Raw genomic sequence first — 23,600 nt, forward strand, 5'->3', positions numbered from 1 at the left:
CGACCGGGCGCCCCGGGCGATGAATCCCCCGTTCGGCGCCCCTTGAGAGAAAGAGCAGAATGCCCCGCTTCAGCGTCATCGTGCCCACCTTCGGAGTCGCCGGGCGACTGGCCCGCGCGCTGGACTCGGTCCTGGCCCAGTCCTTCGGCGACTTCGAGCTGATCCCGGTCTGCGACGAGCCGGACTCCCCGGCCGCGACGGTCGCCGCCGCGTACGCGGAGCGGGACTCCCGGGTGGCCCCGGTCCATTCGCCGCCGTCGGGGGGGCTGAGCGCGGCGCGCAACGCCGGGATCGCCGCGGCGACCGGCGCGTACCTGCTCTTCCTCGACGGCGACGACGACCTGGTGCCGGGCGCGCTGGCCGCCCTGGACGCGGGGCTCCCGGCCGGTGTGGACGTCCTCTGGTTCGGGCATCAGCGGGTGCACTGGTGGGAGGGCGAGCCGAGCACACCCCCGCTCGACAAGGCCCCTGAGGTGCTGGGCGTGCACGTTCCGGCGTGGAGCGCCGCGTACCGCCGCGGCTTCCTCACCGAGCACGGACTCGCCTTCCCCGAAGGGCATTTCACGGACGCGGGCTGGGGCGGCCTGGTGACGGTGGCGGCCGAACGGTCGGCCCTGCTGCGCACGGTCTGCGTACGCCATCACCTGCGCCGCCAGGGCAGCCGGCTCAACGCGCCGGGCGAGCACCACTTCGAACTCCTCGACCAGGTCGAACGGGTCCTCGTCCGCGCCTCGGAACAGACCTTGCCCGCGGCCCGGTCGAAGGCGCTGTTCGGCCAGCTCTTCTCCCTGGTCCTGAAGACGGCGGCGCACCCCGCCCGGGTGCCCGCGCGCCGCCGCCGTGCCTTCTTCCGCCGGGCGGGCAAGCTCTACCGGCGCCACCGCCCGGCCGGGTTCCGGGTGCCGGCGGGCAGTCTCGGTGTGCAGCACCGGCTGCTCGCGACGGGTGCGTACAGCGCGTTCCGCGCGCTGCGCGGCACGAACCGGGCCGTCTCCGGGGTGGTCCGGCGGGTGCCCCGAGCGAGGACGCTGCGCACCCGCGCGCTCTACGCCGTCCAGTTGCGCCGCCCGCTCGACGAGAACCTCGCGGTGTACTGCGCCTACTGGGGCCGGGGTTACGCCTGCAACCCGGCGGCGATCCACGCCAAGGCCCGCGAACTCGCCCCGCACATCCGCTCGGTGTTCCTCGTGGAGCCGGAGGCGGTGGACGCGCTGCCGAAGGGCATCGAGCACGCGGTGATCGGCAGCCGGCGCGGCTGGGAGGTGCTGGCACGCGCCAAGTACCTGGTCAACAACGCCAACTTCGCGGACGGGGTGGTCAAACGCCCCGGCAGTGTGCACGTCCAGACCCAGCACGGCACACCGCTGAAGAAGATGGGCGTCGACCAGTCGACGTATCCGGTGGTGGCCGCCGCGACCGGCAGCTTCGCCAAACTGCTGTCCCGGGTGGACCGCTGGGACTACAACCTCTCCTCCAACCGGCACTCCACCCAGATGTGGGAACGGGCCTTCCCCGGCAGCTACGAGGCCCTGGAGTACGGCTACCCGCGCAACGACGTCTACTGCACGGCGACCGCCGAGGACGTGGCCGCGGTCCGCGAACGGCTCGGGGTGCCCGAGGGCAGGACGGCGCTGCTGTACGCGCCCACGCACCGCGACTACAGCACCGGCTTCGAGTCCCGGCTCGACCTGGAGGCCTTCTGCGAGGAGATCGGCGATCAGTTCGTCGTCCTGCTGCGCGCCCACTACTTCTACGACGAGGGGCGCGGTCGCGGCTCCGGGCGGATCATCGACGTGACCGGGCACCGGTCCTCCGAGGACGTCTGTCTGGCCGCCGACGCGCTGATCACGGACTACTCGTCGATCATGTTCGACTACGCCAACCTCGACCGCCCGATCGTCGTGTACGCGGACGACTGGGAGGTCTACCGGGAGACGCGGGGCGTCTACTTCGACGTGCTGGAGGAGCCGCCGGGCCGGGTGGCGCGCACCCCGGGCGAGCTGGCCACGCTCTTCACCGACGGCTCCTACGCGGATCCGGCCGCCGCCGCGCTGCGGGCCCGGTTCCGTGAGCGCTTCTGCCAGTTCGACGACGGCAGGGCCGCCGAGCGGGTCGTGCGCAGAGTGCTGCTGGGCGAACCCCCCGAGGCGATCCCGCCCGTCCTGCCGCTCGCCGAACGCGTCCCGGCTCCCGCCGCGTCCACCCTCGTAAGGAGCTGACGTGCCCCGCTTCAGCATCATCGTCCCCGTCTTCAAGGTGCAGGGCTATCTGCGCGAGTGCCTCGACTCGGTCCTGGACCAGTCGTACACGGACCTCGAGGTCATCGCCGTCGACGACTGCTCCCCGGACGGCTGCGGCGCGATCCTCGACGAGTACGCGGCCCGCGATCCGCGCGTACGGGTGCTGCACCTGCCGGAGAACGTGGGGCTCGGCCGCGCCCGCAACGCCGGGATGCCGCTCGCCGGCGGGGACTACCTCTTCTTCCTCGACAGCGACGACACCCTCACGCCGGGCGCGCTGCGCGCCGTCGCCGACCGCCTGGACGAGACCGCCGACCCGGATGTACTGGTCTTCGACTACGCGCGCACCTACTGGTGGGGCGGCACCCGCAGGAACGTGCTCGCGCGGGTGCTCACGGAGGCCGGTGCCGGCACCTTCTCCGCGGCTGAACACCCGGAGATCCTCGACCTGTTGATGGTGGTGTGGAACAAGGTCTACCGCCGCGCGTTCGTCGAACGGGAGGGCTTCGCCTTCCCTCCCGGGTACTACGAGGACACCCCTTGGACGTTCCCGGTGATGCTCAGCGCCGAGCGGATCGCGACGCTGGACCGGATCTGTCTGGCCTACCGCCAGCGCCGCCAGGGCAACATCCTGTCCACCACCAGCCGCAAGCACTTCGACATCCACGACCAGTACGAGCGGGTCTTCGCGTTCGTCGGCTCCCGCCAGGAACTGTCCGACTGGCGTCCGTATCTGCACCACAAGATGGGTGAGCACTGCCTCGACATCCTCTCCAAGGAGGACCGGCTTCCGGAGGAGGACAAGGCCGAGTTCTTCCGGCTGACGTCCGCGCTCTTCCGCAAGCACAAGAGCGGCCCCGTGCCGTCCGAACTGCGTGTCCTGGAGGGCGGTTTCACGCGCTACCGGGTGCGCAGGCAGGCGGACCGCGCGGGCCGGGAGCTCGGCCGACGCGGGCAGCAGGCGCGCCGGATCGTCGCCGCGCGCGTCAAGCACGGCTGGTCCGCGGTCCACGAACACCGGTCACTGGACCCGCACTTGGCGGTGTACTCGGCGTTCTCGCACCGGGGGGTCCTCGGTGATCCCGGGGCGGTGTACGCGGCGGCCCGGGAGCTCGCCCCGCAGCTGCGCGGGGTGTGGGTGGTGCGCGACGCGGAGCAGGCCGCGCTGCTGCCGCCGGGGACCGAGCACGTCCTCCTCGACTCGCTGCGCTACCGCCAGGTCACCGCGCGGGCCACGTACTTCGTGAACAACGTCAACTGGCCCGGCTCCCTGGTCAAGCGCCCCGGCAGCGTCCACATCCACACCCACCAGGGCACCCCGCTGAAGTACATGGCCGCGGACCTGCTGCACAAGCCGGGTGCCCGGCACGGCCTCGACGTGCCGCAGATGCTGCGCCGCGCCGACCGCTGGGACTACAGCCTGGTCGCCAACCGGCACTCGGAGCTGGTCTGGGACCGCGCCTACCCCTGCCACTTCACCTCGCTGCGCACCGGCAGCCCGCGCAACGACGTCCTCGTGCGGGCCCGGCCCGAGGACGGGGCGGCGGTCCGCGCCCGGCTCGGGATCCCGGCCGGCAACCGGGTGGTGCTGTACGCGCCGACGCGTCGCGACCATCTCCGCGGCGGCCATGCCGACCGTCTCGACCTGGCCCGGTTCGCGGACGATCTCGGCGCGGACCACACCCTTGTCGTACGGCTGCATCCCTCGCTCGCGGACGGTCCGGCGCGCGGGATGGGGCTGGCCGAACTGCACCGGCGCGGTGAGGTGGTCGACGCGACCGACGAACCGTGCGTCGAGGACCTGATGCTCGCCTCGGACGCCCTGCTGACCGACTACTCGGCCTTGATGTTCGACTACGCCAACCTGGACCGGCCGATCGTGCTCCTCGCGGACGACTGGGGCGCGTACGCGGCGAGCCGGGGCGCGTACTTCGACGTCACGGCCGACGCGCCGGGCCATGTGGCCCGCTCGCAGCGGGAGTTGACCTGGGTGTTCGCGTCGGGGGCTTGGCGGGACGGTGAGTCGGCACGGCTGCGGGCGGGATTCCGGGCGCGGTTCTGCGAGTTCGACGACGGCCGGGCCGCCGAGCGGGTGGTGCGGACGCTGATGGTCGGCGAGCAGGCCGCAGAACGGGCGGCGGTCGTCCCGGGGCCCGCGCAGGCGGACCACGACGTCCTCACATCCTCATGGGCGGCCCGGTGAAAGGCCCCGTGAAGGTCCACGTGAACGGCACCACGAGCGGCACCGTGAGCGCCTCCATGAGCGCGCGTTCCCGCCGGGTCCGGGCGCGGGTGCTGCGGACACCCCGCTCCGCCCGCGCCCGGGTGATCCTGATCGCCGTCGTCTTCGCCGTCCTCCAGCTCGCCAACCTCACCTCCCGGGACACCCCCGACACCAAGAACTACCTCTCGTACGCGCTGAGCCTGCGCGGCGAGAGCAAGCAGGAGGCCGCCGCGCTGACGATCGACTACGTCTGCGCGGGAAAGGCGTCGGTCGCCCGGCGCAACCAGGCCGTCGACGTGGTGCGCTTCCACCGGGCGAGTCCGACCCGGCGGGTCGTCGAGGAGTGCCGACGCGAGCAGTGGCGGGGGGTGTCCGCGCGGCTCGCGGCCGGGCAGACGGCGGGACACACCGTGCCGTTCATGTCGGACCGCTTCATGCGGATCTTCGAGGCGCGGCCCGGTTATCCGGTGCTGCTCATGCCGTTCATCACGGTTCTGGGAGTGAAGTGGGGCCTGTGGGCGTCGGCTGTCGCCGTCACGGTGGCCGGGGGCGTCCTCCTCTTCCTCGTCCTGCGCACCCTGCGCGTCTCCACCGGCGCGGCGCTGACCGGGCAGGCGCTCTTCTACGTCCTGCCGTGCGGTACGACGGCGATGCGCCCGATGACCGAGGGCCTGATGATGGCCGTGACCCTGGCGGCCCTGTGGGGCTGCGCCCTGGTGCTGGAGGGCCGCGCGCGGGCCGGGACCTGGCTGGTCGGCGGCTCCCTGGCGGTCCTCTTCACGGTGAAGCACTCGCAGGCGCTCTTCCTCGGGCTGTGCCTGGCCACCGCCTGCGCGGTGTTCCTGGCGCGCCGGCGCCGGTGGGACGGACCACTGCGGACCCTCGGGGTGGTGGCGGGCTGCGGCGTGCTGGCCACCGTGCTGCTGGCGAGGGCGCTGCACTACCCGTCCGAGTCGGAGAGCGTTCAGGACCTGCTGACGGGGCATTACGCGCGCCCCGACCGGGCCCGGCCGTGGCCGGAGTTCCTCCATCTGGAGGTCGCCTTCTGGGTGGAGTGGGCGCGCCGCCAGTTCTGGGAGCCGCTGTTCCTGACGGCCGTGGTCGCGGCCGGGTGGGGGGCACTGCGCCGACATCCCGCCTTCGCCGGTTTCCTGCTGGCGGCGGCGGGCACCGGGGTGCTCAACCAGGCCGCGCACCCCGACATCAACGTCTGGGGCGACCGGCTGATCGTGCTGCTGTGGCTGCTGCCCGCGGTGGGCCTTCCGCTGCTGCTCGACACGGTCGTCCGGCCGGGCGCGCGGGCGCTCGGCGGCACTGTTCCGGGGCCGGCGCGCGGGGACACCGAGGTCGCCCGATGAGGTGATCTTGGGGTGGGCGGCCGATCGGGGCGGGCATATACGGCAGATGCCGGAAACCGCCACCCCCGTCTCCCCCGCCGCCCGATGAGCGCCGATGTCGTCGTCCGGCGGGAGACCGTCCGCGGTGCGACCGCGCTGCGCGGCGGAGGCACCTGGCGTCCGACGCCGTACCAGGTCTTCGGCGGCCTGTTCTGGCTGGTAATGACGCTCGCCCACTGGCGGGTCCCGCTGTGCTGCGACGCGGGCCAGCACGCGGCGGTCGTCGAACGCCTGCGGGCGGACCTGCTCCACCCGCGGCACCCGATGGCGGACCTGCCGGGCGCGGGCAGCCCGTACTACTCGCCGTACGCGGTGGCGCAGGGCGCCTTCGCCCGGCTGACGGGTCTCGGCGGCTGGGTGGTGGTGCGGCTGTCGGGGCCCGTCAATCTGCTGGTGCTGCTGACCGGTATCGGCCGCTTCACGCGGGTGCTGACACCCCGCCGCTGGGCGCCGGTCCTCTGTCTGTTCGCGATGGTGCTGCTGTGGGGAACCGAACGGGCCTGGTGGAGCGGCTACCTCGGGCTGATGTCGATGACCGGCAACCTCGGCTATCCCTCGACGTTCGCCATCGGGCTGGCCTTCTGGGCCTGGGCGTTCACGGGCACCCGCGCGGCGGGCACCGGCGGCCTCGTCCGGTACGTCGGCCCGAGCGGCCTCAGGAGCTGGTGGGGGTACGCGGCCCTCGGCGCCCTGTACGGACTGATCCTGCTCGTGCATCCGATCACGTCGATCGCGGCGGTGCTCGGCGCGGTGGCGTTCGTGGCGGGCGGGCAGCGCGGCCGGCGGGCGGCCGTGGCGGGCCGGTGGCTGCTGACGGGCGCGGTGGCGCTCCTCGTCGCGTACGGCTGGCCGTACTTCGACGTCTTCGCGCTGACCGGGGACCGCAGCGTGGACGCCATGCACGAGCGGCTGTACGAGGGGATGCCCGGACACTTCTGGCTGGCGCTGACCGGGGTGCCCGCACTGTGGCTCCGGGCCCGGCGCGCCCGGCGGAACGAGGGGCACGGGTGGCGCGATCCCCTGGTGCTGATGTTCGCGCTGGAGTGCGCGGCGCTGGCGTTCGGCTGGGTGAGCGGGCACTACACGTACGGCAGGATCCTGGGGCTGACGCTGGTGCCGCTCCAGTTCGCGCTCGGGGTGGAGCTGGCGGAGCCGCGGCCGTGGGGTCCGGGGCGGCGGCTGCTGGGCGGCGTCGCGGCCGCCGGCGCGCTGGCCGGGTTCCTCACCGTGCAGGCCGGGGCGGTGGTGCCGCGCTCGCTCGACCCGGTCGGCTTCGACCAGCCGCCGCGCTGGCCGACGTACGACTGGGCGGCGCGGCACATCCGGCCCGGTGAGGCGGTCATCGCGGACGGGTACTACTCCGTCCATCTGATCGCGGGCTACGGCCCGGATCTCACCGCGCCCGCCTGGCCCGACCCCGCCCTCGACGAGGGCGAGCGGCTGCGCAGGCTCGCGGCGGTCCGCGCCTACCTCGACCCGTCCTCGACCCGGGCCGAGCGCACCGCCGTCGCCCGCCGGTACCACGTGCGCTGGCTGCTGCTGACGCGCTGGCGGCGGGTGCCCGAGGAGGCGACGGTGGTGGCGTGGAGCCGGGAGACCGGGGAGGTGCTGGCCCGGATCGGCACGGGGTCCGGCACCCGCACCGGTGCGGCGGCCGGTGCAGGAGCCGACGCGAAGGGTGGTGCGGGTGCCGGGGCGAAGGCCGGTGCGGCGGTCCGTGCCGCTCGATGACGAACCGTCCCGCACCTGCCCGCTCGATGCCGGTTACTCGATGACGAGCTCGACCGGGATGTTGCCGCGGGTGGCGTTCGAGTAGGGGCAGACCTGGTGGGCCTGCTCGACCAGCTTGCGGCCGGTCGCCTCGTCCACGGTGTCGGGCAGCTCGACGCGGAGCGTGACGGCCAGGCCGAAGCCCTCGCCCTGCTTGCCGATGGCGACCTCGCCGGTCACGGCGGCCTGGGTGACGTCGACCTTCGCGGCGCGGCCGACCAGGCCGAGGGCGCTCGCGAAACAGGCGGCGTAGCCGGCGGCGAACAGCTGCTCGGGGTTGGTCCCCTGGCCGCTGCCGCCCATCTCCACCGGAATGCCCAGCTGGAGGTCGAGCGTGCCGTCGGAACTGACGGCGCGGCCCTCGCGGCCGTGGGTGGCGGTGGCGACAGCGGTGTAGAGCGCGTCCATGGGGACCATCCCTCTCAAATCGAAATCCTGGCGGGGGCTGCCGGTCCGGCGGCCCCACGACGAGAATTAGAGCACGCAATTCAGTTGTGCACAACTCAATTGCTCGCAAGAGCTATCCTGGGGTCATGACCGCGACGCCCGCCCCGAGCTCCCAGGCCCCCGCGGCGGGGGACTTCCTCCGCCTCGACGAACAGATCTGCTTCTCGCTGAACGCCGCCTCACGCGCCTTCGGCGGCGTCTACCGCGTACTCCTGAAGGACCTCGGGCTCACCTACCCGCAGTACCTGGTGATGCTGGTGCTCTGGGAGCACGGCGAGCTGCCCGTGAAGAAGGTCGGCGAGCATCTGCGGCTCGACTCGGGGACCCTGTCGCCGCTGCTGAAGCGGCTGGAGGCGGCGGGGCTCGTACGGCGGGAGCGCAGCGCGCGGGACGAGCGGTCCGTGCAGGTGAGGCTCACCGAGGAGGGCGCCGCGCTCCGGGAGCGCGCGCTGTCCGTGCCACGCCGGATCGCGGCCGCTACCGGGGCGGACCTGGAGGAGATCCGAGAGCTCCGGGCCCGGCTCGACCGACTGACGGCCGCGCTGGACGAAGCTGCCCTGTCGGAGGCGCCGGGATGTATGTAGGCCTGCGCACATAGAGGCGCAGCGTCACCCCTCTGCGGACGACCTGCTCGCGGCGCACGAACTCCTCGTCGACCACGGCGAGTTTGGCGCGCTCGGTCGCGCTGCCCGGGTCCCAGGCCCGATGCGTCGCGAAGGGCGCGGCGACCAGCCACACATGGTCGAGCCGGTCCAGCCTGCGGCGCAGTTCACCGGGGTCCGCCTCCTGGCCGTACAGCGTGCCGGAGGCGGGGGCGGGGACGCTCAGCGCGATGTCGCGGATCCCGCGGAAGCCCTTCGGGTACGCCAGTGCCGCGCGCCGCGCGAGCGACGGCAGGAACAGCACCGGGTCGCCGGGGCGCAGTTCGCGGTGGGCGACGGCGGAGACGGCGGCCAGGTTGTCGGGGCGGCGGTCGGGGCTGCGGTCCTGGCGCAGCAGCGGGAGCTGGACGGCGAAGACGAGGGTCACGGCGAGGACCCCGGTGAGGACCGCGTGGGGCAGCGGGCGCGGCAGTCTCGTCGCGAAGTACTCGGCTCCGGCGGCCGCGAGCAGCGGGGCCCCGGCGAGGGCGAAGAGGACGTAACGCTCGTCGTAGAGCGGCCGCCAGTGCGACACCGTCAGCAGCACCGCAGGGGGCACCGCCACCAGGGGCAGCGCGACGGCCTGGAGCGAGAGCGTGCCGGGCCGGGTCCGCGCCGGCCGGAGGGCGAGGAAGATGAGGACCAGGTACGGCACGGTCACGAGCAGGGCCGGTCCGGTGAACATCCCGAGCAGGCGCTCCGCACTCCCGATGCCGGTGCGGGACAGCCAGGCGACCTGCGCGGACTGGCCGCGGGAGACCAGGACCAGGGGCGTCAGCACCAGGGTCACGGCCGCCGCGGCGAGGAGCCAGGCCCGCCACACCCGCGCCGGTACGCGGGCGAGCGCCAGCGTCGTGGCATGGGCGAGGAGCAGGAGCAGGGCCATTTCGTGCAGCAGGCAGGTGGCGGCGGCCGTCGCTCCGTACGCGCACCAGGGCCCCGGCCGGGTGGACCGGGCGGCCCGCACCAGCAGCAGGGTCGCTCCGGCCGCTCCGGCGGCGACGAGCGCGTAGGAGCGGCCCTCCTGGGCGAAGTGACCGGTCATGGGCGTGACGGCGTACAGCAGGCCCGCCCACAGGCCGACGCGCGGGCGGCACAGGCGCACGCCGAGAGCGGCCACGAGCCCGGTGGCCGCGGCGGCGCCGCAGACGGAGGGCAGGCGCAGGGCGATCTCGCCGGGGTGCGGGGCGAGGACGGCGTGCATGAGGAGGTAGTACAGGCCGTGCACGGCGTCCACGGTGTGCAGCAGATGCCAGATCTGGGGCACCGAGCGCCGCGCGACCTGGAAGGTCACCGCCTCGTCGCGCCACATGCCGCCGCGGTCGAGTCCCCAGAGCCCGATCACGAGCATGACCAGCACCGGCAGGAGGACGGCCACCGCCTCCGGACGCCGAGCCGCCGACCGCCTCACCCACGCGTGCACCATGGGAACTATTTTTTGCTATTAAACAACCTTTGACCGGTATTGACGGCGTATCGCACCGTACGACCCATCCATGCGGCTTACGATCCGGGCTTGATGAGCGTCTTCCGGAACCACCGCCCGCTTGCCCTCGCCGCCGCCTGGCTCGCCACCCGCGCCCTGATGCTGTGGCTGCTCGCCCACGACCACCTCGCCCCGCTCGGCGGGGGCGGGGTGTCCACCGAGGTGGGCCATCTGTACTTCCGCTGGTACGGCGTCCTGTCGCGGGGCGCGTTCCCGGTGGGCGACCGGCTGTGGCAGTACCCACCTGGTGCCGGCCCGGTACTGCTGGCGCCCGCGCTGCTGACGTGGCTGACGTACTTCACGGCGTTCGTGACGCTCACGCTCGCCGCCGACGCGGTGATCGCCGTCGTCCTCACGCGCGCGGGGCGGCGGCCGGGCCGCAGTCTGCGCGGCGCGCGGCTGTGGGTGCTGGGCCTGCCCCTCCTGCTGCACGTCCCGCTCGCCCGCTACGACGTGCAGGTCACCGCCTTCGCCGTCGTCTCCCTGCTGGCGCTCTCCCGCCGACCGCGCGTGTGCGGTGCGTTCGCCGCGATGGGCGCCCTGGTGAAGGTCTGGCCCGCGCTGGCACTGATCGGCGCGCCCCCGGGCCGCACCACCCGGGAGGTGCGCACGTCGGCGGCGGTCACCGCGGCGGCGCTGCTCGCGCTGCTCGCGGCCGTCTTCAGGGGCCCGTTCGACTTCCTGCGCCAGCAGAGCGGCCGGGGTGTGCAGATCGAGTCCCTCGGCGGCACGGTGCTGGGCTTCGCGCGCCGCGCCGGCTGGCCGGGGACGGTCCGCTACCAGTACGGCGCGATGGAGTTCGTCGGGCCGTACGTCGGCGTGGTCGCGGCCTGCTCGCTCGCCCTGACGGTCGCCGCGTTCGGGCTCGTGCTGCTGTGGCGGGTACGGGCACGGCGCTGGACGACGGCCACCCCGTACGACGCGGCGCTCACCGCCGTCCTGCTGTTCACCGTGACGAGCCGGGTGATCAGCCCCCAGTACATGGTGTGGCTGCTGGGCCTCGCCGCCGTCTGCCTGACCTCTCGGCACACCACGCAACGCCCGGTCGCCGCGCTGATCGTGGCGGCCACGGCGGTCAGCTCGGTGGTGTACCCGGTGCTCTACGGCGAAGTGGTGCGGAGCACCTGGACGGGTTGCCTGCTGATGCTCGTACGCAATGGCCTGCTGGCGACGGCGGCGGGAGTGTCGCTCCTACGGCTGTGGCGGTCGGGCCGGTCCACGGGCTCCGCGGACCGCACCACGTCGACCGGGGCGGACACGCGGTCCACACCGAATTCCCGCCGCGCTCCGAACAAGACAGTGACTGCCTCTTAACGGAGAATTACCCGCAATCCTTACGATTCCGGCTCGTGGATCATATGAACCGTCACCATGCGAAGGTCAGCGTCGTCGTCATCGGGTACGACGACGCCGCTCATGTCGCGGACGCCGTGCGCTCGGCGCTCGCCCAGGGCCCGGCCGTCCACGAGGTGATCGCCGTGGACGACCGCTCGACGGACGGCAGCGCGGCCCTCCTCGACGCCCTCGCCGACGGGGAGCCGCGTCTGAGGGTGATCCATCGCCCGGCCAACAGCGGCGGCTGCGGCAGCCCGCGCAACGACGGCATCGACGCGGCCACGGCCCCGTACGTGATGTTCCTGGACAGCGACGACGTCCTGCCGCGCGGTGCGGTGGACGCGCTGCTCGGCGCCGCCGAGGAACACGACGTCCAGGTCGCGTCCGGACTGTGCGTGCGCCGTGAACTCCCGTCGGGCCGCGAGGTCCCCTGGGAACGCGCCCTGTACGCACGGCCCGCCCTGATATCCCGCCCCTCGCGCCGCCTCCGTCTCGCCCACGACACGCTCTGCGTCAACAAGCTGTACCGCACCGACTTCCTGCGCGAGCACGGCATCCGCTTCCCCGAGGGCCACTACCCCTACGAGGACTTCGTGTTCACCGCGCGGGTGCTGGCCGCCGCGCCGCGCATCGCGCTGATCCCCGACACGGTGTACATCTGGCACGTCCGGCGCACCGCCGACCGTCTGTCCATCTCGCTCGACCGCGCCGACGTCGACAACTGGCGAGCACGGATCGAGGCGAACCAGGCGGCGTACGAGATCCTCCTGGGCGCCGGGGAGAAGCAGCTCGCGTGGGCCGTGCACGCCAAGTTCCTCGACCACGAGCTACGGATGTACACACGCGAGCTGGAACTGCGCACTCCCGAGTACCGCACTGCCTGGTGGGACCTCACGCGCGCCTATCTGTCGAGGTTCGACGCGGCCGACTTCACCGTCAATCCGGCCGCCCCCGGCCGCCTCGTCGCCCGCGTGCTCCTCGCCTCCCCCGCCCCGCGCGACCTGCCCCGCCTCAAGGAACTGGCGGCCCGCCCGGCACGGCTTCTCCCGCCCTACACCCGCACCTCCGACGGCACCCCCGTCTGGTCCTCCGACCTCCCCCAGGTCACCATGGACCACTTCCTCGGCCGGCCGGCCCACCTCCTGCCCGCCGCCGTCGACGCGGAACTGCGGCCCCGCGTGCGGGGCACCCGGCTGCGGCTGCGCCTGCACGAGCTGTACGGGCGCATGGCGGAGGCGGGTCCCGCCTCGGTGGACGTGGAGTTCGTCCACCGGGAGGAGGGACGGGTGGGCCTGAGCGGCACAGCGCCCCTGGTGGCCGACCGTTACGGCGACACCTGGTCGGCGGAGACACCGGTGGAACTGTCGGCACTGGGCGCGGGCACCTGGGATCTGCGCCTGACCGTGCTCTTTCACGACGGCACGAGCCGGGAGGTGTCGGCGCACGCGCGCGGCGGCCCCGGCCTGCTGAGCCGCCGCGCCGTTCCGGACGTTCACCACGGTGTTCTCCTCGTACAGCCGTACCGGACGCACGCGGGAGCGCTGGGTCTGCGGACGGCGTCCGGTTGGCGAGGGATGACCGAAGTGGTGTCCCGAAGGCTCCGTCGCCTGCTTCACTGATACGCGGACGCGGAGACGCGACGCGCGAACGCGGACACCGCACGCGCCCCCCGCCCCTCCCCGACCACACGGCACACGCGACAGCACCACGAGCTCACTGACGAGGGGAACGGCCGCACATGACCTGGCTGATCACCGGCGGCGCCGGCTACATCGGAGCGCACGTCGTCCGCGCGCTGCGCGAGGCGGGCGAACAGGCCGTGGTGTACGACGACCTGTCCACGGGGATCGCGGAGCGGGTGCCGTCGGACGTTCCCGTGGTGGTCGGCTCGACCCTGGACGGCGAGCTGCTGGCCCGGACGCTCACGGAACACTCCGTCACCGGTGTCGTCCATCTGGCGGCGAAGAAGCAGGTCGGCGAGTCCGTGGACCTGCCCCTGCACTACTACCGGGAGAACATCGAGGGCCTACGCGTCCTCCTGGAGGCCGTGACCGCGCCCTCCGCGTCCGCCTCCGTGTCCTCCTTCGTCTTCTCCTCCTCGGCCGCGGTGTACGGGATGCCGGACGTGGAGCTGGTGACGGAGGAGACACCGTGCGTGCCGCTGAGCCCGTACGGCGAGACGAAGCTGGCGGGCGAGTGGCTGGTGCGCGCGACCGGCCGCGCCACGGGTCTGTCCACGGCCTCCCTGCGCTACTTCAACGTGGCCGGCGCGGCGACACCCGAACTGGCCGACGTGGGCGTCTTCAACCTCGTCCCCATGGTCTTCGAGAAGCTGACCGAGAACGCTCCGCCACGCATCTTCGGCGACGACTACCCGACGCCCGACGGCACTTGCGTCCGCGACTACATCCACGTGGTCGACCTGGCCGAGGCGCACGTGGCCGCGGCGCGCGCCCTCCAGTCCTCCCCCGGCACCGCCCTGACCCTCAACATCGGCCGCGGCGAGGGTGTTTCGGTCCGCGAGATGATCGACCGCATCAACGCCCTCACCGGCTACGACCGGCCCCCGGTCACCACCCCGCGCCGCCCCGGCGACCCGGCCCGCGTCGTCGCCTCCGCCGACCGCATCTCCGTCGAACTGGGCTGGAAGGCCCGTTACGACGTCGAGGACATGATCACCTCGGCCTGGTCGGGCTGGCTCCGCCACCACCCGGGCGCAAGCCGGACCTAGCACCGGACCGGACCCGACCCCCTTGAACTCCGTTCCTCAGCCGCCTCTTTGACGCTCATCCCTTCCTGCCGGCCGCCTTACGCTCACTCCATGACGGCAACCGGCACCATCCTCGGCTCCGCGGTGGGCGACGCGCTAGGCGCGCCGTTCGAGTTCGGCCCGGAAGGCGCGTTCACGCGACGTTTCCCGGCACCCGGGCAGGGCGGGGAGATGTGCGGGGGCGGCGGCTGGGACCCGGGTGAGGCGACCGACGACACGCAGATGGCCGTCCTGGTCGGCGAGTCGCTGGTCCGGCACGGCCGCCTCGAACTCCCGGACATGTTCGACCGGTTCCGGCGGTGGGCGGCGGCCGACCCCAAGGACATCGGCCTGCAGACCGAAGCGGTCCTCACGAGCGGGGACCCCTGGGACATGGCAGCCGCCCTGCACTTCCAGGTCAGCCAACGCGCCGCCGGGAACGGCTCGTTGATGCGGGCGTCGACATCCGCCGTGTTCTTCGCCCGGTACGGCCGGGACGCCACGATGTCCGCCGCCCGCCGCATCGCCGCGCTCACCCACGGCGACCGCGCCGCCTGGGAGGGCACGGCGATCCTCCACGAACTGATCCGTGTCGCCCTGCTCGGGCACGACCCCCTCACCGCGCTCCCGGACACCCTCGACGCCGTCCACCCGGTCCACCGGGCCCGGTACGCCACGGTCCTCGGCGCCGACTGGCACCCCGACAGGGCAACGGAGTTCAACGGCGCCGTGTGGCCCTGTCTCGGCTCGGCCGTATGGGCGCTGCGGACCACGGACTCCTACGAGGACGCCGTACGCGCGGCGATCGATCTCGGCGGCGACACGGACACCGTCGCGGCGGTCACGGGCGCGCTCGCGGGAGCCGTACACGGAGAGGACGCCTTGCCCGAACGCTGGACCGGGGTGCTGCACGTGCCCCTGCCGGGTTCCGGCGGGCGGGTGCTGCGCGCGGCCGAACTCATGGACCTCGCACACCGGTTGGCGGGGGAACGGCCCGCCGGGGAGCGCATGCACTGAGCGAACGGCGCCCATCGCCCGGAGCGCTGTCCCTACCCTCGATGCCATGGGATCCAGGGCGTCGTACGACGCACACGCCGACTGGTACAACGAGTTCATGTCGCCGGGCACGGCCGGGGAGTACATCGAGCGGGTGCACACGGCGATCGGGGAACTGCTGGGCCGCGGCACGGGAATGTGCCTGGACATCTGCTGCGGCACGGGGGCCCACGCTCCGGCCTTCGCGGGACAGGGCTGGACACCCGTGGGCGTAGATCTGTCCGGGGGCCAACTGCGGCATGCGGCAGGACGGTTGCCCGTGGTGCGGGCCGACGCGACCGCGCTGCCGTTCACCGACGGTTCGCTGCCCGCCGCCGTGTGCGTGCTCGCCCACACCGATCTGCCGGACTACGCCGCCGTCCTGAGGGAAGCGGCCCGCGTACTGAGGCCCGGCGGACGATTCGTGCACCTCGGGGTGCACCCGTGCTTCGTCGGCGCGTTCGCCGACTGGAGCGAGCGTCCGAGGATCGTCGTCGACGAACGGTACGCCGACCGCTCCCGCAGCTTCGCCGCGTGGAACCCGGCCGGCGTCCGGGCCCGTGTCGGCGCCTGGCACCTGCCGCTCGCGGACCTCCTCAACGCAACCACCGCGGCCGGCCTCCGGCTGGTGCGCACCACCGAGGCGGGTCCGGGCGGAGTCCCCGACCTGTTCGGCCTCCTGGCCGTGAAGAACTGAAGCCCTGAAGGACCGGAGGCGCGGAGGCGCGGAGGCGCGGAGGCGCGGAGGCGCGGAGGCGCGGAGGCGCGGAGGCGCGGAGGCGCGGAGGCGCGGAGGCGCGGAGGCGCGGAGGAAGGGACGGGCTGCCGGCCGGCGGAGCGACCCGCTCGGCTCAGAGCGCCTTGAGCGCCGCCGCTGTCGCGCGGGCCAGGCTGGCCAGGTAGCCCTTCGGGACCTTGGGACCGCGGACCACCACCGCGCGCCAGTAGAGCGGGCCTGACATCAGGTCCAGCGCGAGTTCGACGTCGACCCCTTCACGGATCTCGCCCCGCGCGACGGCCGACGCGACGATCCCGCTCGACACCGACTGCTGGCCCTCCCGCAGCGCCGCCTGCATCGCGTCCGCGATCTCGGGGTTGCGGGCCGCCTCGGCCTGGAGGTCGGGGATGATCTGGCCGGCAACCGGGTGCCGCAGGGCGCGCGAGGTGACCTCGTACAGCAGCCGCAGGTCGCCCTCCAGGGAGCCGGTGTCCGGAGTGGGAAGCCCCTGGACCGCGACCGCCGAGACCAGGTCGAGCACGAGATGGAGCTTGGAGCGCCAGCGCCGGTACACCGCGGTCTTGCCGACGCCCGCACGGCGGGCGATGCCCTCTATGGACATCCGGGCGTAGCCGACGGACGCGAGTTCCTCGAAGACGGCGGCGCGGATCGCCTCGGTGACATCCTCGCGAAGGACGGCCGCACCGGCGGGAGCCCGGCGGCGCCGGGCCTTCCCGGCGGTAGGCGCGGGCGTGGCGGCACTCGCGGCGGTATCGGCGTTCGTCGTCATACGGACCAGCATAAGGCGTTACGACGAAACGGTTGCGTTCCGACGTCGACTGGGCCTACTCTCGCGTTACGACGATACGGTCCCGTTCCGACGCAAGAAAACGGCAAGAAACGCCGTTGGAAATGTCCGGGACGGACCGCGCGCACCCCCACCCCCCGAGCGAAAGCAACGGATGTGAGCCAGGTTCTCAACACACCGCCCCCGACAGCGACGCCGGCCTCCCCCGCCGACGACGCCGCGGCCCTCGCCGCCCGGTACGGCCTCACCGTCAGCGGCGCACGCCCGAGCCTGCCCGCGTACGTCCGCGAACTGTGGGCACGGCGCCACTTCATCACCGCCTTCGCCACCGCCAAGCTCACCTCGCAGTACAGCCAGGCCAAGCTCGGCCAGGTGTGGCAGGTGATGACCCCGCTGCTGAACGCGGCCGTCTACTACTTCATCTTCGGTGTCCTGCTCGGCACCAAGCACGGCGTGCCGGACTACATCCCCTTCCTGGTCACCGGCGTCTTCATCTGGACCTTCACCCAGAGCTCGATCATGGCCGGCACCCGGGCGATCTCCGGCAGCCTCGGCCTGGTCCGCGCCCTGCACTTCCCGCGCGCCGCGCTGCCGGTGTCGTACGCCATCCAGCAGCTCCAGCAGCTGCTGTTCTCGATGGCCGCACTGGTCGTCATCCTGCTGTGCTTCGGCGTCCCGCTGAGCGTCTCGTGGCTGCTCGCGGTGCCTGTGCTGATGCTCCAGTTCACGTTCAACGCGGGCGTCGCGATGATCATGGCCCGGATGGGCGCCAAGACGCCGGACATCGCGCAGCTCATGCCGTTCATCCTGCGCACCTGGATGTACGTCTCGGGTGTCATGTGGAGCATCGACAAGGTCCTCAGCAGCAGCAGCCTGCCGCACTGGGCGATGGTCGCGCTGGAGAGCAACCCGGCGGCCGTCTACATCGACCTGATGCGTTTCTCGCTGATCGACAGCTTCCACGCGCACCAGCTGCCGCACCACGTCTGGGCGCTCGCGGTGGGCTGGGCGCTGGTCGTCGGCGTCGGCGGCTTCATCTACTTCTGGAAGGCTGAGGAGACCTACGGCCGTGGCTGACATCATCGCGCAGGACATCCAGCCGCAGGACGCCGCGAGCGCGGCCGGGAACGCCCCGGCCGACGCCGAGCGCGTCCCCACCGTGATCGCGGACCACGTCGACATCGTCTACCGCGTCAACGGCACCGGCGGCGGGCGGGGCAGTGCCACCGCCGCCCTCAACCGCATGCTGCGCCGTAAGCAGTCCGAGAAGGCTTCGGGTGTCCGCAAGGTGCACGCGGTCAAGTGCGTCTCCTTCACCGCCTACCGCGGCGAGGCCATCGGCCTGATCGGCACCAACGGCTCCGGCAAGTCCACACTGCTCAAGGCGGTCGCGGGCCTGCTGCCGGTGGAGCACGGCAAGATCTACACCGACGGCCAGCCCTCGCTGCTCGGCGTCAACGCGGCCCTGATGAACGACCTCACCGGCGAGCGGAACGTCTACCTCGGCGGCCTCGCGATGGGCATGTCCCGCGAGCAGGTCAGGGAGCGCTACCAGGAGATCGTCGACTTCTCGGGCATCAACGAGAAGGGCGACTTCATCACCCTGCCGATGCGGACCTACTCCTCCGGCATGGCGGCCCGGCTGCGCTTCTCCATCGCGGCGGCCAAGGACCACGACGTCCTGATGATCGACGAGGCCCTCGCGACCGGCGACCGCTCCTTCCAGAAGCGGTCCGAGGCCCGGATCCGCGAGCTCCGCAAGACCGCGGGCACGGTGTTCCTGGTCAGCCACAACAACAAGTCGATCCGCGACACCTGCGACCGCGTGCTGTGGCTGGAGCGCGGCGAGCTGCGCATGGACGGCCCGACCGAGGACGTCCTCAAGGAGTACGAGAAGTTCACGGGCAAGTAGTCACGCGGGGCACGTGAACGACCGAGCACATGAGCAACGACCTGAGGCGGAGCCGAAAACGGCTCCGCCTCAGGTCGTTGCGCGCACCGGCGGCAGGTCAGCGCTCCAGGAACGCGAACAGTCCCTCCCACTTGCGGACGACCTCGTCCGTCGTGAAGCGCTGGATGTTCGCGCGCGCCGCCTCGCCCATGGAGTCCCGCAGGGCCTTGTCGGACATCAGCGTGTCCAGTCGGCGGGCCAGTTCACCGGTGTTGCCGAGGGTGGCCAGCAGGCCGTCCTCGCCGTCCCGGATGATCTCGTGGACGCCGGGCGCGCAGTCGAAGGCGGCGCACGGCAGGCCGGTGGCCATCGCTTCCATGAGGGCGAGCGGGAAGCCCTCGCCCCGCGAGGAGAGCACGAAGACCGAACCGCCGCGCATTGCGCCCGGCACATCGCTCGTCCGGCCCATCCAGTCGACGCAGTCGTCGAGCCCGAGGGCCGTGCACTGCTTCTTCAGGATCTCCTCGTCCTCGCCGGAGCCGTAGATCCGCAGCCGCCAGTCGGGGTGGCGCGGGGCGGTCTCGGCCCAGGCGTCGAGGAGCATGTCGATGCCCTTCTGGTCGTGCAGCCGGCCGACACTGACGACGACGTTCCCGGTGCGCGGCGAGGGCACCTCGGGCATGAACGGAATGGGGTTCGGCATGAAGGACGCGTTGTTCATGCCCTGCCCGATCCACAGGTCGGCGTCCTCGCGGGTGAGCGCCAGCATCCGGTCGACGTCTGCGTAGTGCTTCAGGACCCGCCGGAAGCGCGAGGTCGTCCGGGAGTACTTGAAGGACTCGTGGCTCATCCCGATGACGGTCAGCCCGTTGGTGTCGGCGAGCGCCACCCATTCCATGGCCCACACCTGGGTGACGATCACGACGGCGCCGGGCCGCGCGGCCCGGAACAGCGCGGTCAGCTCGGCGGCCCGCTCCCGCATGCCCGCCGCCCGCTGGGCACGCAGCCTCCGCCTGCTGACGTCGAGCCGACCCTTGAGTCCGCGCGCCGGTCCGACGCTCGGCGGGTGGACGTCGTACAACGTCGTGGTGGGGTAAGGGACTTCGCCCAGTTCCTGGGGGACGGCGGGCTCGGTGATGCCCACGACGTGCACGCGGTGACCGCGCTCGGTGAACAGCCGGGCCATCTGGTGCGACCAACTGGTCACCCCGCCCAGCTCGTCGACGCTGTTGGAGACGAAGAAGATGTCCCGCTGCGCATGGCCGGTCATCCACGCCTCCATTGTCCGAAGAACTCGTCGACGACACTGCGGGCCGCCGTTCCCTCGTCGTACTCGCCGAACTCGGCGGTGAACTGCTCACGTCTGGGCGCGTACTTGACGGTCTGTTCCTCCAGCGACGCGAGCACCGCGTGCAGTTCGTCCTCGGTCCGCACCACGGGTCCAGGGGCCCGCTCCAGCAGGTCGAAGTAGGTGCCGCGGTCCTCGTGCACATACGCGTCGTAGTCGTACGCGAAGAAGAACAGGGGGCGGTCGAGGAGGGCGTAGTCGAACATCACGGACGAGTAGTCGGTGATCAGCCCGTCGGCGAGGGCGAGCAGCGGGGTCACGTCGTGGTGCGCGGTGACGTCGATGACGCGGCCGCGCACGGAGGGCGGGAGCACGACGTGGTTCAGGTAGTGGGAGCGGACGAGGAGGACGTAGCGGTCGCCGAACACGTCGGCGAAGCGCTCGACGTCGAAGGGCAGCTCGAATCGCCGCTGTCCGCTGTCGCGGGTCCGGAAGGTCGGGGCGTACAGGAGGATCTGCTTGTCCGCGGGGATACCCAACTCGGCTGCCAGCGGGCCGCGTTCGCGCCGGCCGTCGGCCTCCTCCCGCTGTCTCGCCCGGACGAGCGCGTCGTTGCGCGGGTAGCCGACCCGCAGCAGGGTCCGTTCCTGGAGCCGGAACGCCCGCGCGAGGGTGCGCACATCGTGCTCGGAGCGGATCAGGAACCGGTCGAAGCGGTCCAGCGTGCGCTGCTGTTCGGCCTGCTCCTCACGGGACTTGAGCTTCCACTCGGCCTCGTCGAAGCCCATCCGCTTGAGCGCGGAGCCGTGCCAGGTCTGGATGTACGTCGTGTGCGGCCGCTTGGCCAGCTTCAGCGGGTAGCTCTGGTTGTCGACCCAGTACTCGGCCTGCGCGAGTGCCCTGAGGTAGGGCAGCGACCAGCGGCGTACGAGGGTGGCGTCGTCCGGGAAGCCGGCCGCATCGCCGGTGTACGCCCAGACCGGCTCGAACTCCAGACCCTGGCGGCGCATCTCCTCGTAGATCGCCCGGGGGCTGTCGCTGTACTGGCGGCCCAGGTGGCTCTCGAAGACGACGAGCCCCTTCCGGACGGGCAGTCGGCTGAACACCTCGTGGTAGAGGCGGATTTTCGTGTCCCCCGAAGTGAGTTTCTTGCGCACGGAACGGGCCTTGCGGTAGCCCGTCTTGGCGAGCGTGCCGGCCCGGCCGTGCACACCGCGCTGCAGGAGGACGTTCGCCTTCTTGTCGGGGACCAGCCGGAAGGACAGGTGCCCGCGCGAGGAGACGACCGGCTCGATACGGTCGGCGACCAGTCGGGTGAGCCGGGGCCGGACGGGCAACTGCCCGGCGGCCAGGTCGGGTTCGGCCGCGGTGAGCCGGGTGGTGGTGCGTACGCCGTCGACGTCGAGGTGAAGCCGTACGTCCCACACCGCGTCCACGATGCCCAGCGGCCGCACGGCCGTGAGGTCCGCCGACGTCTCCCAGGCGACGGACTCGCCCGCGTGCCACACGTTCGCCACGGGGAAGCGGAAGGTCTGGAAGCGCACGCCGGGGCGGCGGGCGTAGAACTCCAGTTCTCCGGTGAGACGGGCGCCGGGCGGGATCACACCGAGCGGGTTGGTGACGCGCCCGGCGAGCCGGATGGTTCCGCCGGTGCTCTCGTACGAGGTCAGCGCGTTGCGAAGGAACATCTTGTCGACCGGCTTGACGTGGTGGCCGAGGTCGGTGACGTCCAGGACGTGCCGGCCGAAGGGGTCGTCGAGATGCTCGGCGCACCAGTACACACGGCCGTCGCGCTCGACGAGCGGCGAGGAGATCTTGTCGCGGTTGGCGAGCGTGTCCACGGCGGGCAGCAGGTTGTCCCAGTCGCTCACCTGGAGGAGATAGGCGCAGATGGCGTGGATGGGTTCGGCCTCGTCGAAGGCGGCGCGGTCGATCGACTCCAGGTACTGCCGGGCGATCGCCGCGAACTCCTCACGGAAGGCGGCGTCCCGGAAGGGCAGTTCGCGCATGTGCAGCACGAGGTCGTGCTTGAGGAACTTGACGTCCTTGGCGAACTTCAGCTCCAGGAGCCCTTTGTCCGCGAGGAGTTGGTCGACTCTCCGGTGGATCTCCATGCGGTGCGTGAAGTTGGCGATCTCGTCACGCCGGTTGCTGATGGACTTGGCCGCCGCCTTGTCGGCGACCCTCCAGTCGTACACCCGGTTGGGGATGAGGGTGATGCGGCGGGCGGTGGCGTACGCCTGGGCGGAGAAGAGCAGGTCCTCGTAGTGGATGCCGACCGGGAAGCGCAGCCCCTCGTCGAGCAGGAACCTCCGGCGGTAGCACTTGTTGGTCGACAGGGTGTCGAAGACCAGCAGGTCGGGCAGCTCGGAGATCGACTCCAGGGTGCGGGTGCGCTCGTACAGCCAGGGGTACCACTTCACCTCCTTGCCGGTGCGCGAGTCGACGTGCACGCGCACGCACAGGCCGGAGACCAGGTCCGCGCCGGTGGCCTCGGCGGCCTCCAGCATGTTGCGGCAGGCGTTGGGCTCCAGGACGTCGTCGCTGTCGAGGAAGAGGAGGTAGGTGCCGCGGGCCTCGGTGATGCCACGGTTGCGGGGGGCGCCGCAGCCGCCGCTGTTCTCGGGGAGTTGGTAGGCCCGGACCCGGCCGGGGTGTGCGGCGGCCAGTCCGCGCGCCACCTCGTACGAGCCGTCGGTGCTCCGGTCGTCGACGACGACGACCTCGACTTCGTGCAGCGTCTGGTCCAGGACGGAGCGCACGGCCGTGGGCAGCCGGGCGGCGTCGTTGTAGACGATGACGACCACGGAGACGGCCGGCCGGTCCGTCCCCGACCCGGCGGACCCGGCCGTGGAGGCGGCGGGCTCGGGCCCGTACGCGGACGGTTCCGTCCCTTGCCCGGGGGGCTCCGTCCGGTGCTCGGACGGCCCGGTCACGGGCCGGGAGAGTTCTGCCCCGGGTTCGGTGGGCTCGGTCCCGTGTTCGGCGGACGCACGACGTTGATCCACATTCATCCTATTAATCGTAGACATTGCGACCCGTTTAAGGACGCTATCGGCCGTTCTTCGCGTGTTGGAAGACCCATGTCCGGTACGCCACGAAGCGGAACGCCGAGGCCAGCACGATCGACAGCGCCTTGGCGATGTTCGAGCCGAGCGGACCGTTCATCCCCAGGCCGTGATAGCCGAGATAGAACAACGCGCTCTCCATGACGACACCGAGCCCGCTGAACGCGAAGAAGAGGGCGATCTGGCGCCGGGTGCGCGAGGCCCGGTCCCGGTAGGCGAAGAAGCGGAAGCCGAGGTAGTTCGTCCCCATGGCGACACAGCTGGCGGCCACCGTGGCGGCCATCGGGGCCCACTTCAGGCCGTGCAGCGCCAGGTTGAAGAAGAGGATGTTGACGACGACTCCGCTGCCGCCGACGACCGAGAAACGGGCCACCTCCAGGACGAGCCGGCTGACTTTCCGGGCTTTCGGAGCTTTCGGAGCTCTCCGGGGACCGATGACGGGCGGAGTCGCCACAGGAGCCCGCCTTTCGGTGAGGTGCACTGTCACGGGTCCGGATCCTCCA

The 23,600-nt window shown here is 72.0% G+C and carries 18 protein-coding genes; 12 read left to right on the forward strand and 6 right to left on the reverse strand.

Features of this window, described 5'->3' with window-relative positions:
* Positions 1-59 precede the first annotated feature (59 nt).
* From ACFYR3_RS35910 to ACFYR3_RS35925, 4 genes are all read left to right on the forward strand, one after another.
* Positions 60-2,219: a bifunctional glycosyltransferase family 2 protein/CDP-glycerol:glycerophosphate glycerophosphotransferase gene (locus ACFYR3_RS35910; RefSeq protein ID WP_355854922.1), complete on the forward strand. Its 2,160-nt coding sequence runs from the start codon at positions 60-62 to the stop codon at positions 2,217-2,219.
* 1 nt (position 2,220) lies between these two features.
* A complete protein-coding gene (locus ACFYR3_RS35915) occupies positions 2,221-4,443 on the forward strand; it encodes a CDP-glycerol glycerophosphotransferase family protein (RefSeq protein ID WP_389286152.1) in 2,223 nt (740 codons plus the stop codon).
* 56 nt (positions 4,444-4,499) lie between these two features.
* On the forward strand, positions 4,500-5,822 hold the full coding sequence (locus tag ACFYR3_RS35920) for a hypothetical protein (protein ID WP_389286181.1): 1,323 nt from the start codon (positions 4,500-4,502) through the stop codon (positions 5,820-5,822).
* A gap of 84 nt (positions 5,823-5,906) precedes the next feature.
* Positions 5,907-7,592: a hypothetical protein gene (locus ACFYR3_RS35925; RefSeq protein ID WP_355854916.1), complete on the forward strand. Its 1,686-nt coding sequence runs from the start codon at positions 5,907-5,909 to the stop codon at positions 7,590-7,592.
* A gap of 33 nt (positions 7,593-7,625) precedes the next feature.
* Here the strand turns inward: ACFYR3_RS35925 and ACFYR3_RS35930 are convergent, their stop codons facing one another.
* Positions 7,626-8,039, reverse strand: a complete 414-nt coding sequence (locus ACFYR3_RS35930; protein WP_355854913.1) for an organic hydroperoxide resistance protein — start codon at positions 8,037-8,039, stop codon at positions 7,626-7,628.
* A gap of 125 nt (positions 8,040-8,164) precedes the next feature.
* Here ACFYR3_RS35930 and ACFYR3_RS35935 point away from each other — a divergent pair, with 125 nt between their 5' ends.
* Positions 8,165-8,662: a MarR family winged helix-turn-helix transcriptional regulator gene (locus ACFYR3_RS35935; RefSeq protein ID WP_389286154.1), complete on the forward strand. Its 498-nt coding sequence runs from the start codon at positions 8,165-8,167 to the stop codon at positions 8,660-8,662.
* On the opposite strand, the gene ACFYR3_RS35940 is transcribed toward ACFYR3_RS35935, so the two are convergent.
* Positions 8,556-10,145, reverse strand: a complete 1,590-nt coding sequence (locus tag ACFYR3_RS35940; RefSeq protein ID WP_389286156.1) for a hypothetical protein — start codon at positions 10,143-10,145, stop codon at positions 8,556-8,558. The two genes, ACFYR3_RS35935 and ACFYR3_RS35940, sit on opposite strands and share 107 nt — an antisense overlap.
* A gap of 93 nt (positions 10,146-10,238) precedes the next feature.
* Here ACFYR3_RS35940 and ACFYR3_RS35945 point away from each other — a divergent pair, with 93 nt between their 5' ends.
* From ACFYR3_RS35945 to ACFYR3_RS35965, 5 genes are all read left to right on the forward strand, one after another.
* Positions 10,239-11,519, forward strand: coding sequence for a glycosyltransferase 87 family protein (locus tag ACFYR3_RS35945; protein ID WP_389286158.1), 1,281 nt, complete (start codon positions 10,239-10,241; stop codon positions 11,517-11,519).
* A 44-nt stretch (positions 11,520-11,563) separates the two neighbouring features.
* On the forward strand, positions 11,564-13,159 hold the full coding sequence (locus tag ACFYR3_RS35950) for a glycosyltransferase family 2 protein (protein WP_355854943.1): 1,596 nt from the start codon (positions 11,564-11,566) through the stop codon (positions 13,157-13,159).
* A 119-nt stretch (positions 13,160-13,278) separates the two neighbouring features.
* Positions 13,279-14,271, forward strand: a complete 993-nt coding sequence (galE, locus tag ACFYR3_RS35955; RefSeq protein ID WP_355854901.1) for a UDP-glucose 4-epimerase GalE — start codon at positions 13,279-13,281, stop codon at positions 14,269-14,271.
* Between the two features lie 90 nt (positions 14,272-14,361).
* Entirely contained in the window at positions 14,362-15,306 is a 945-nt protein-coding gene (locus ACFYR3_RS35960) for an ADP-ribosylglycohydrolase family protein (RefSeq protein WP_355854898.1), read from the forward strand.
* A 46-nt stretch (positions 15,307-15,352) separates the two neighbouring features.
* Entirely contained in the window at positions 15,353-16,021 is a 669-nt protein-coding gene (locus tag ACFYR3_RS35965; RefSeq protein ID WP_389286161.1) for a class I SAM-dependent methyltransferase, read from the forward strand.
* 154 nt (positions 16,022-16,175) lie between these two features.
* On the opposite strand, the gene ACFYR3_RS35970 is transcribed toward ACFYR3_RS35965, so the two are convergent.
* Positions 16,176-16,832 carry a TetR/AcrR family transcriptional regulator gene (locus ACFYR3_RS35970; RefSeq protein WP_389286163.1) on the reverse strand — a complete coding sequence of 219 codons (657 nt, stop codon included), beginning with the start codon at positions 16,830-16,832 and terminating at the stop codon, positions 16,176-16,178.
* A gap of 174 nt (positions 16,833-17,006) precedes the next feature.
* On the opposite strand from ACFYR3_RS35970, the gene ACFYR3_RS35975 reads away from it, so the two are divergent.
* Together ACFYR3_RS35975 and ACFYR3_RS35980 are read left to right on the forward strand one after the other, a co-directional pair.
* Positions 17,007-17,927, forward strand: a complete 921-nt coding sequence (locus tag ACFYR3_RS35975; RefSeq protein ID WP_355854889.1) for an ABC transporter permease — start codon at positions 17,007-17,009, stop codon at positions 17,925-17,927.
* A 16-nt stretch (positions 17,928-17,943) separates the two neighbouring features.
* Positions 17,944-18,762, forward strand: coding sequence for an ABC transporter ATP-binding protein (locus ACFYR3_RS35980; RefSeq protein WP_355854940.1), 819 nt, complete (start codon positions 17,944-17,946; stop codon positions 18,760-18,762).
* Between the two features lie 97 nt (positions 18,763-18,859).
* Here ACFYR3_RS35980 and ACFYR3_RS35985 read toward each other — a convergent pair whose 3' ends face one another.
* Genes ACFYR3_RS35985 through ACFYR3_RS35995 form a run of 3 tightly spaced genes read right to left on the reverse strand, consistent with a single transcriptional unit; the run spans position 18,860 to position 23,470 of the window.
* Positions 18,860-20,011: a glycosyltransferase gene (locus ACFYR3_RS35985; protein WP_355854886.1), complete on the reverse strand. Its 1,152-nt coding sequence runs from the start codon at positions 20,009-20,011 to the stop codon at positions 18,860-18,862.
* Positions 20,008-23,043: a CDP-glycerol glycerophosphotransferase family protein gene (locus ACFYR3_RS35990; RefSeq protein ID WP_355854883.1), complete on the reverse strand. Its 3,036-nt coding sequence runs from the start codon at positions 23,041-23,043 to the stop codon at positions 20,008-20,010. Before ACFYR3_RS35990 ends, ACFYR3_RS35985 begins: the two co-directional genes overlap by 4 nt.
* Before the next feature lie 37 nt (positions 23,044-23,080).
* Positions 23,081-23,470 (reverse strand): GtrA family protein, encoded by a 390-nt coding sequence (locus ACFYR3_RS35995; RefSeq protein WP_355854880.1) that lies wholly within the window; start codon positions 23,468-23,470, stop codon positions 23,081-23,083.
* Between the last annotated feature and the right edge of the window lie 130 nt (positions 23,471-23,600).

The organism is Streptomyces sp. NPDC005784, from assembly GCF_042871525.1.
In the GTDB taxonomy this organism is placed as follows: domain Bacteria; phylum Actinomycetota; class Actinomycetes; order Streptomycetales; family Streptomycetaceae; genus Streptomyces.

Coding starts and splice junctions, on each gene's coding strand:
- ACFYR3_RS35985 (WP_355854886.1), bottom strand. CDS start 20,011: ATGACCGGCCATGCGCAGCGGGACATCTTCTTCGTCTCCAACAGCGTC.
- ACFYR3_RS35950 (WP_355854943.1), top strand. CDS start 11,564: ATGAACCGTCACCATGCGAAGGTCAGCGTCGTCGTCATCGGGTACGAC.
- ACFYR3_RS35925 (WP_355854916.1), top strand. CDS start 5,907: ATGAGCGCCGATGTCGTCGTCCGGCGGGAGACCGTCCGCGGTGCGACC.
- ACFYR3_RS35920 (WP_389286181.1), top strand. CDS start 4,500: ATGAGCGCGCGTTCCCGCCGGGTCCGGGCGCGGGTGCTGCGGACACCC.
- ACFYR3_RS35990 (WP_355854883.1), bottom strand. CDS start 23,043: ATGAATGTGGATCAACGTCGTGCGTCCGCCGAACACGGGACCGAGCCC.
- ACFYR3_RS35940 (WP_389286156.1), bottom strand. CDS start 10,145: ATGGTGCACGCGTGGGTGAGGCGGTCGGCGGCTCGGCGTCCGGAGGCG.
- ACFYR3_RS35935 (WP_389286154.1), top strand. CDS start 8,165: ATGACCGCGACGCCCGCCCCGAGCTCCCAGGCCCCCGCGGCGGGGGAC.
- ACFYR3_RS35960 (WP_355854898.1), top strand. CDS start 14,362: ATGACGGCAACCGGCACCATCCTCGGCTCCGCGGTGGGCGACGCGCTA.
- ACFYR3_RS35910 (WP_355854922.1), top strand. CDS start 60: ATGCCCCGCTTCAGCGTCATCGTGCCCACCTTCGGAGTCGCCGGGCGA.
- ACFYR3_RS35945 (WP_389286158.1), top strand. CDS start 10,239: ATGAGCGTCTTCCGGAACCACCGCCCGCTTGCCCTCGCCGCCGCCTGG.
- ACFYR3_RS35930 (WP_355854913.1), bottom strand. CDS start 8,039: ATGGACGCGCTCTACACCGCTGTCGCCACCGCCACCCACGGCCGCGAG.
- ACFYR3_RS35965 (WP_389286161.1), top strand. CDS start 15,353: ATGGGATCCAGGGCGTCGTACGACGCACACGCCGACTGGTACAACGAG.
- ACFYR3_RS35970 (WP_389286163.1), bottom strand. CDS start 16,832: ATGACGACGAACGCCGATACCGCCGCGAGTGCCGCCACGCCCGCGCCT.
- galE (WP_355854901.1), top strand. CDS start 13,279: ATGACCTGGCTGATCACCGGCGGCGCCGGCTACATCGGAGCGCACGTC.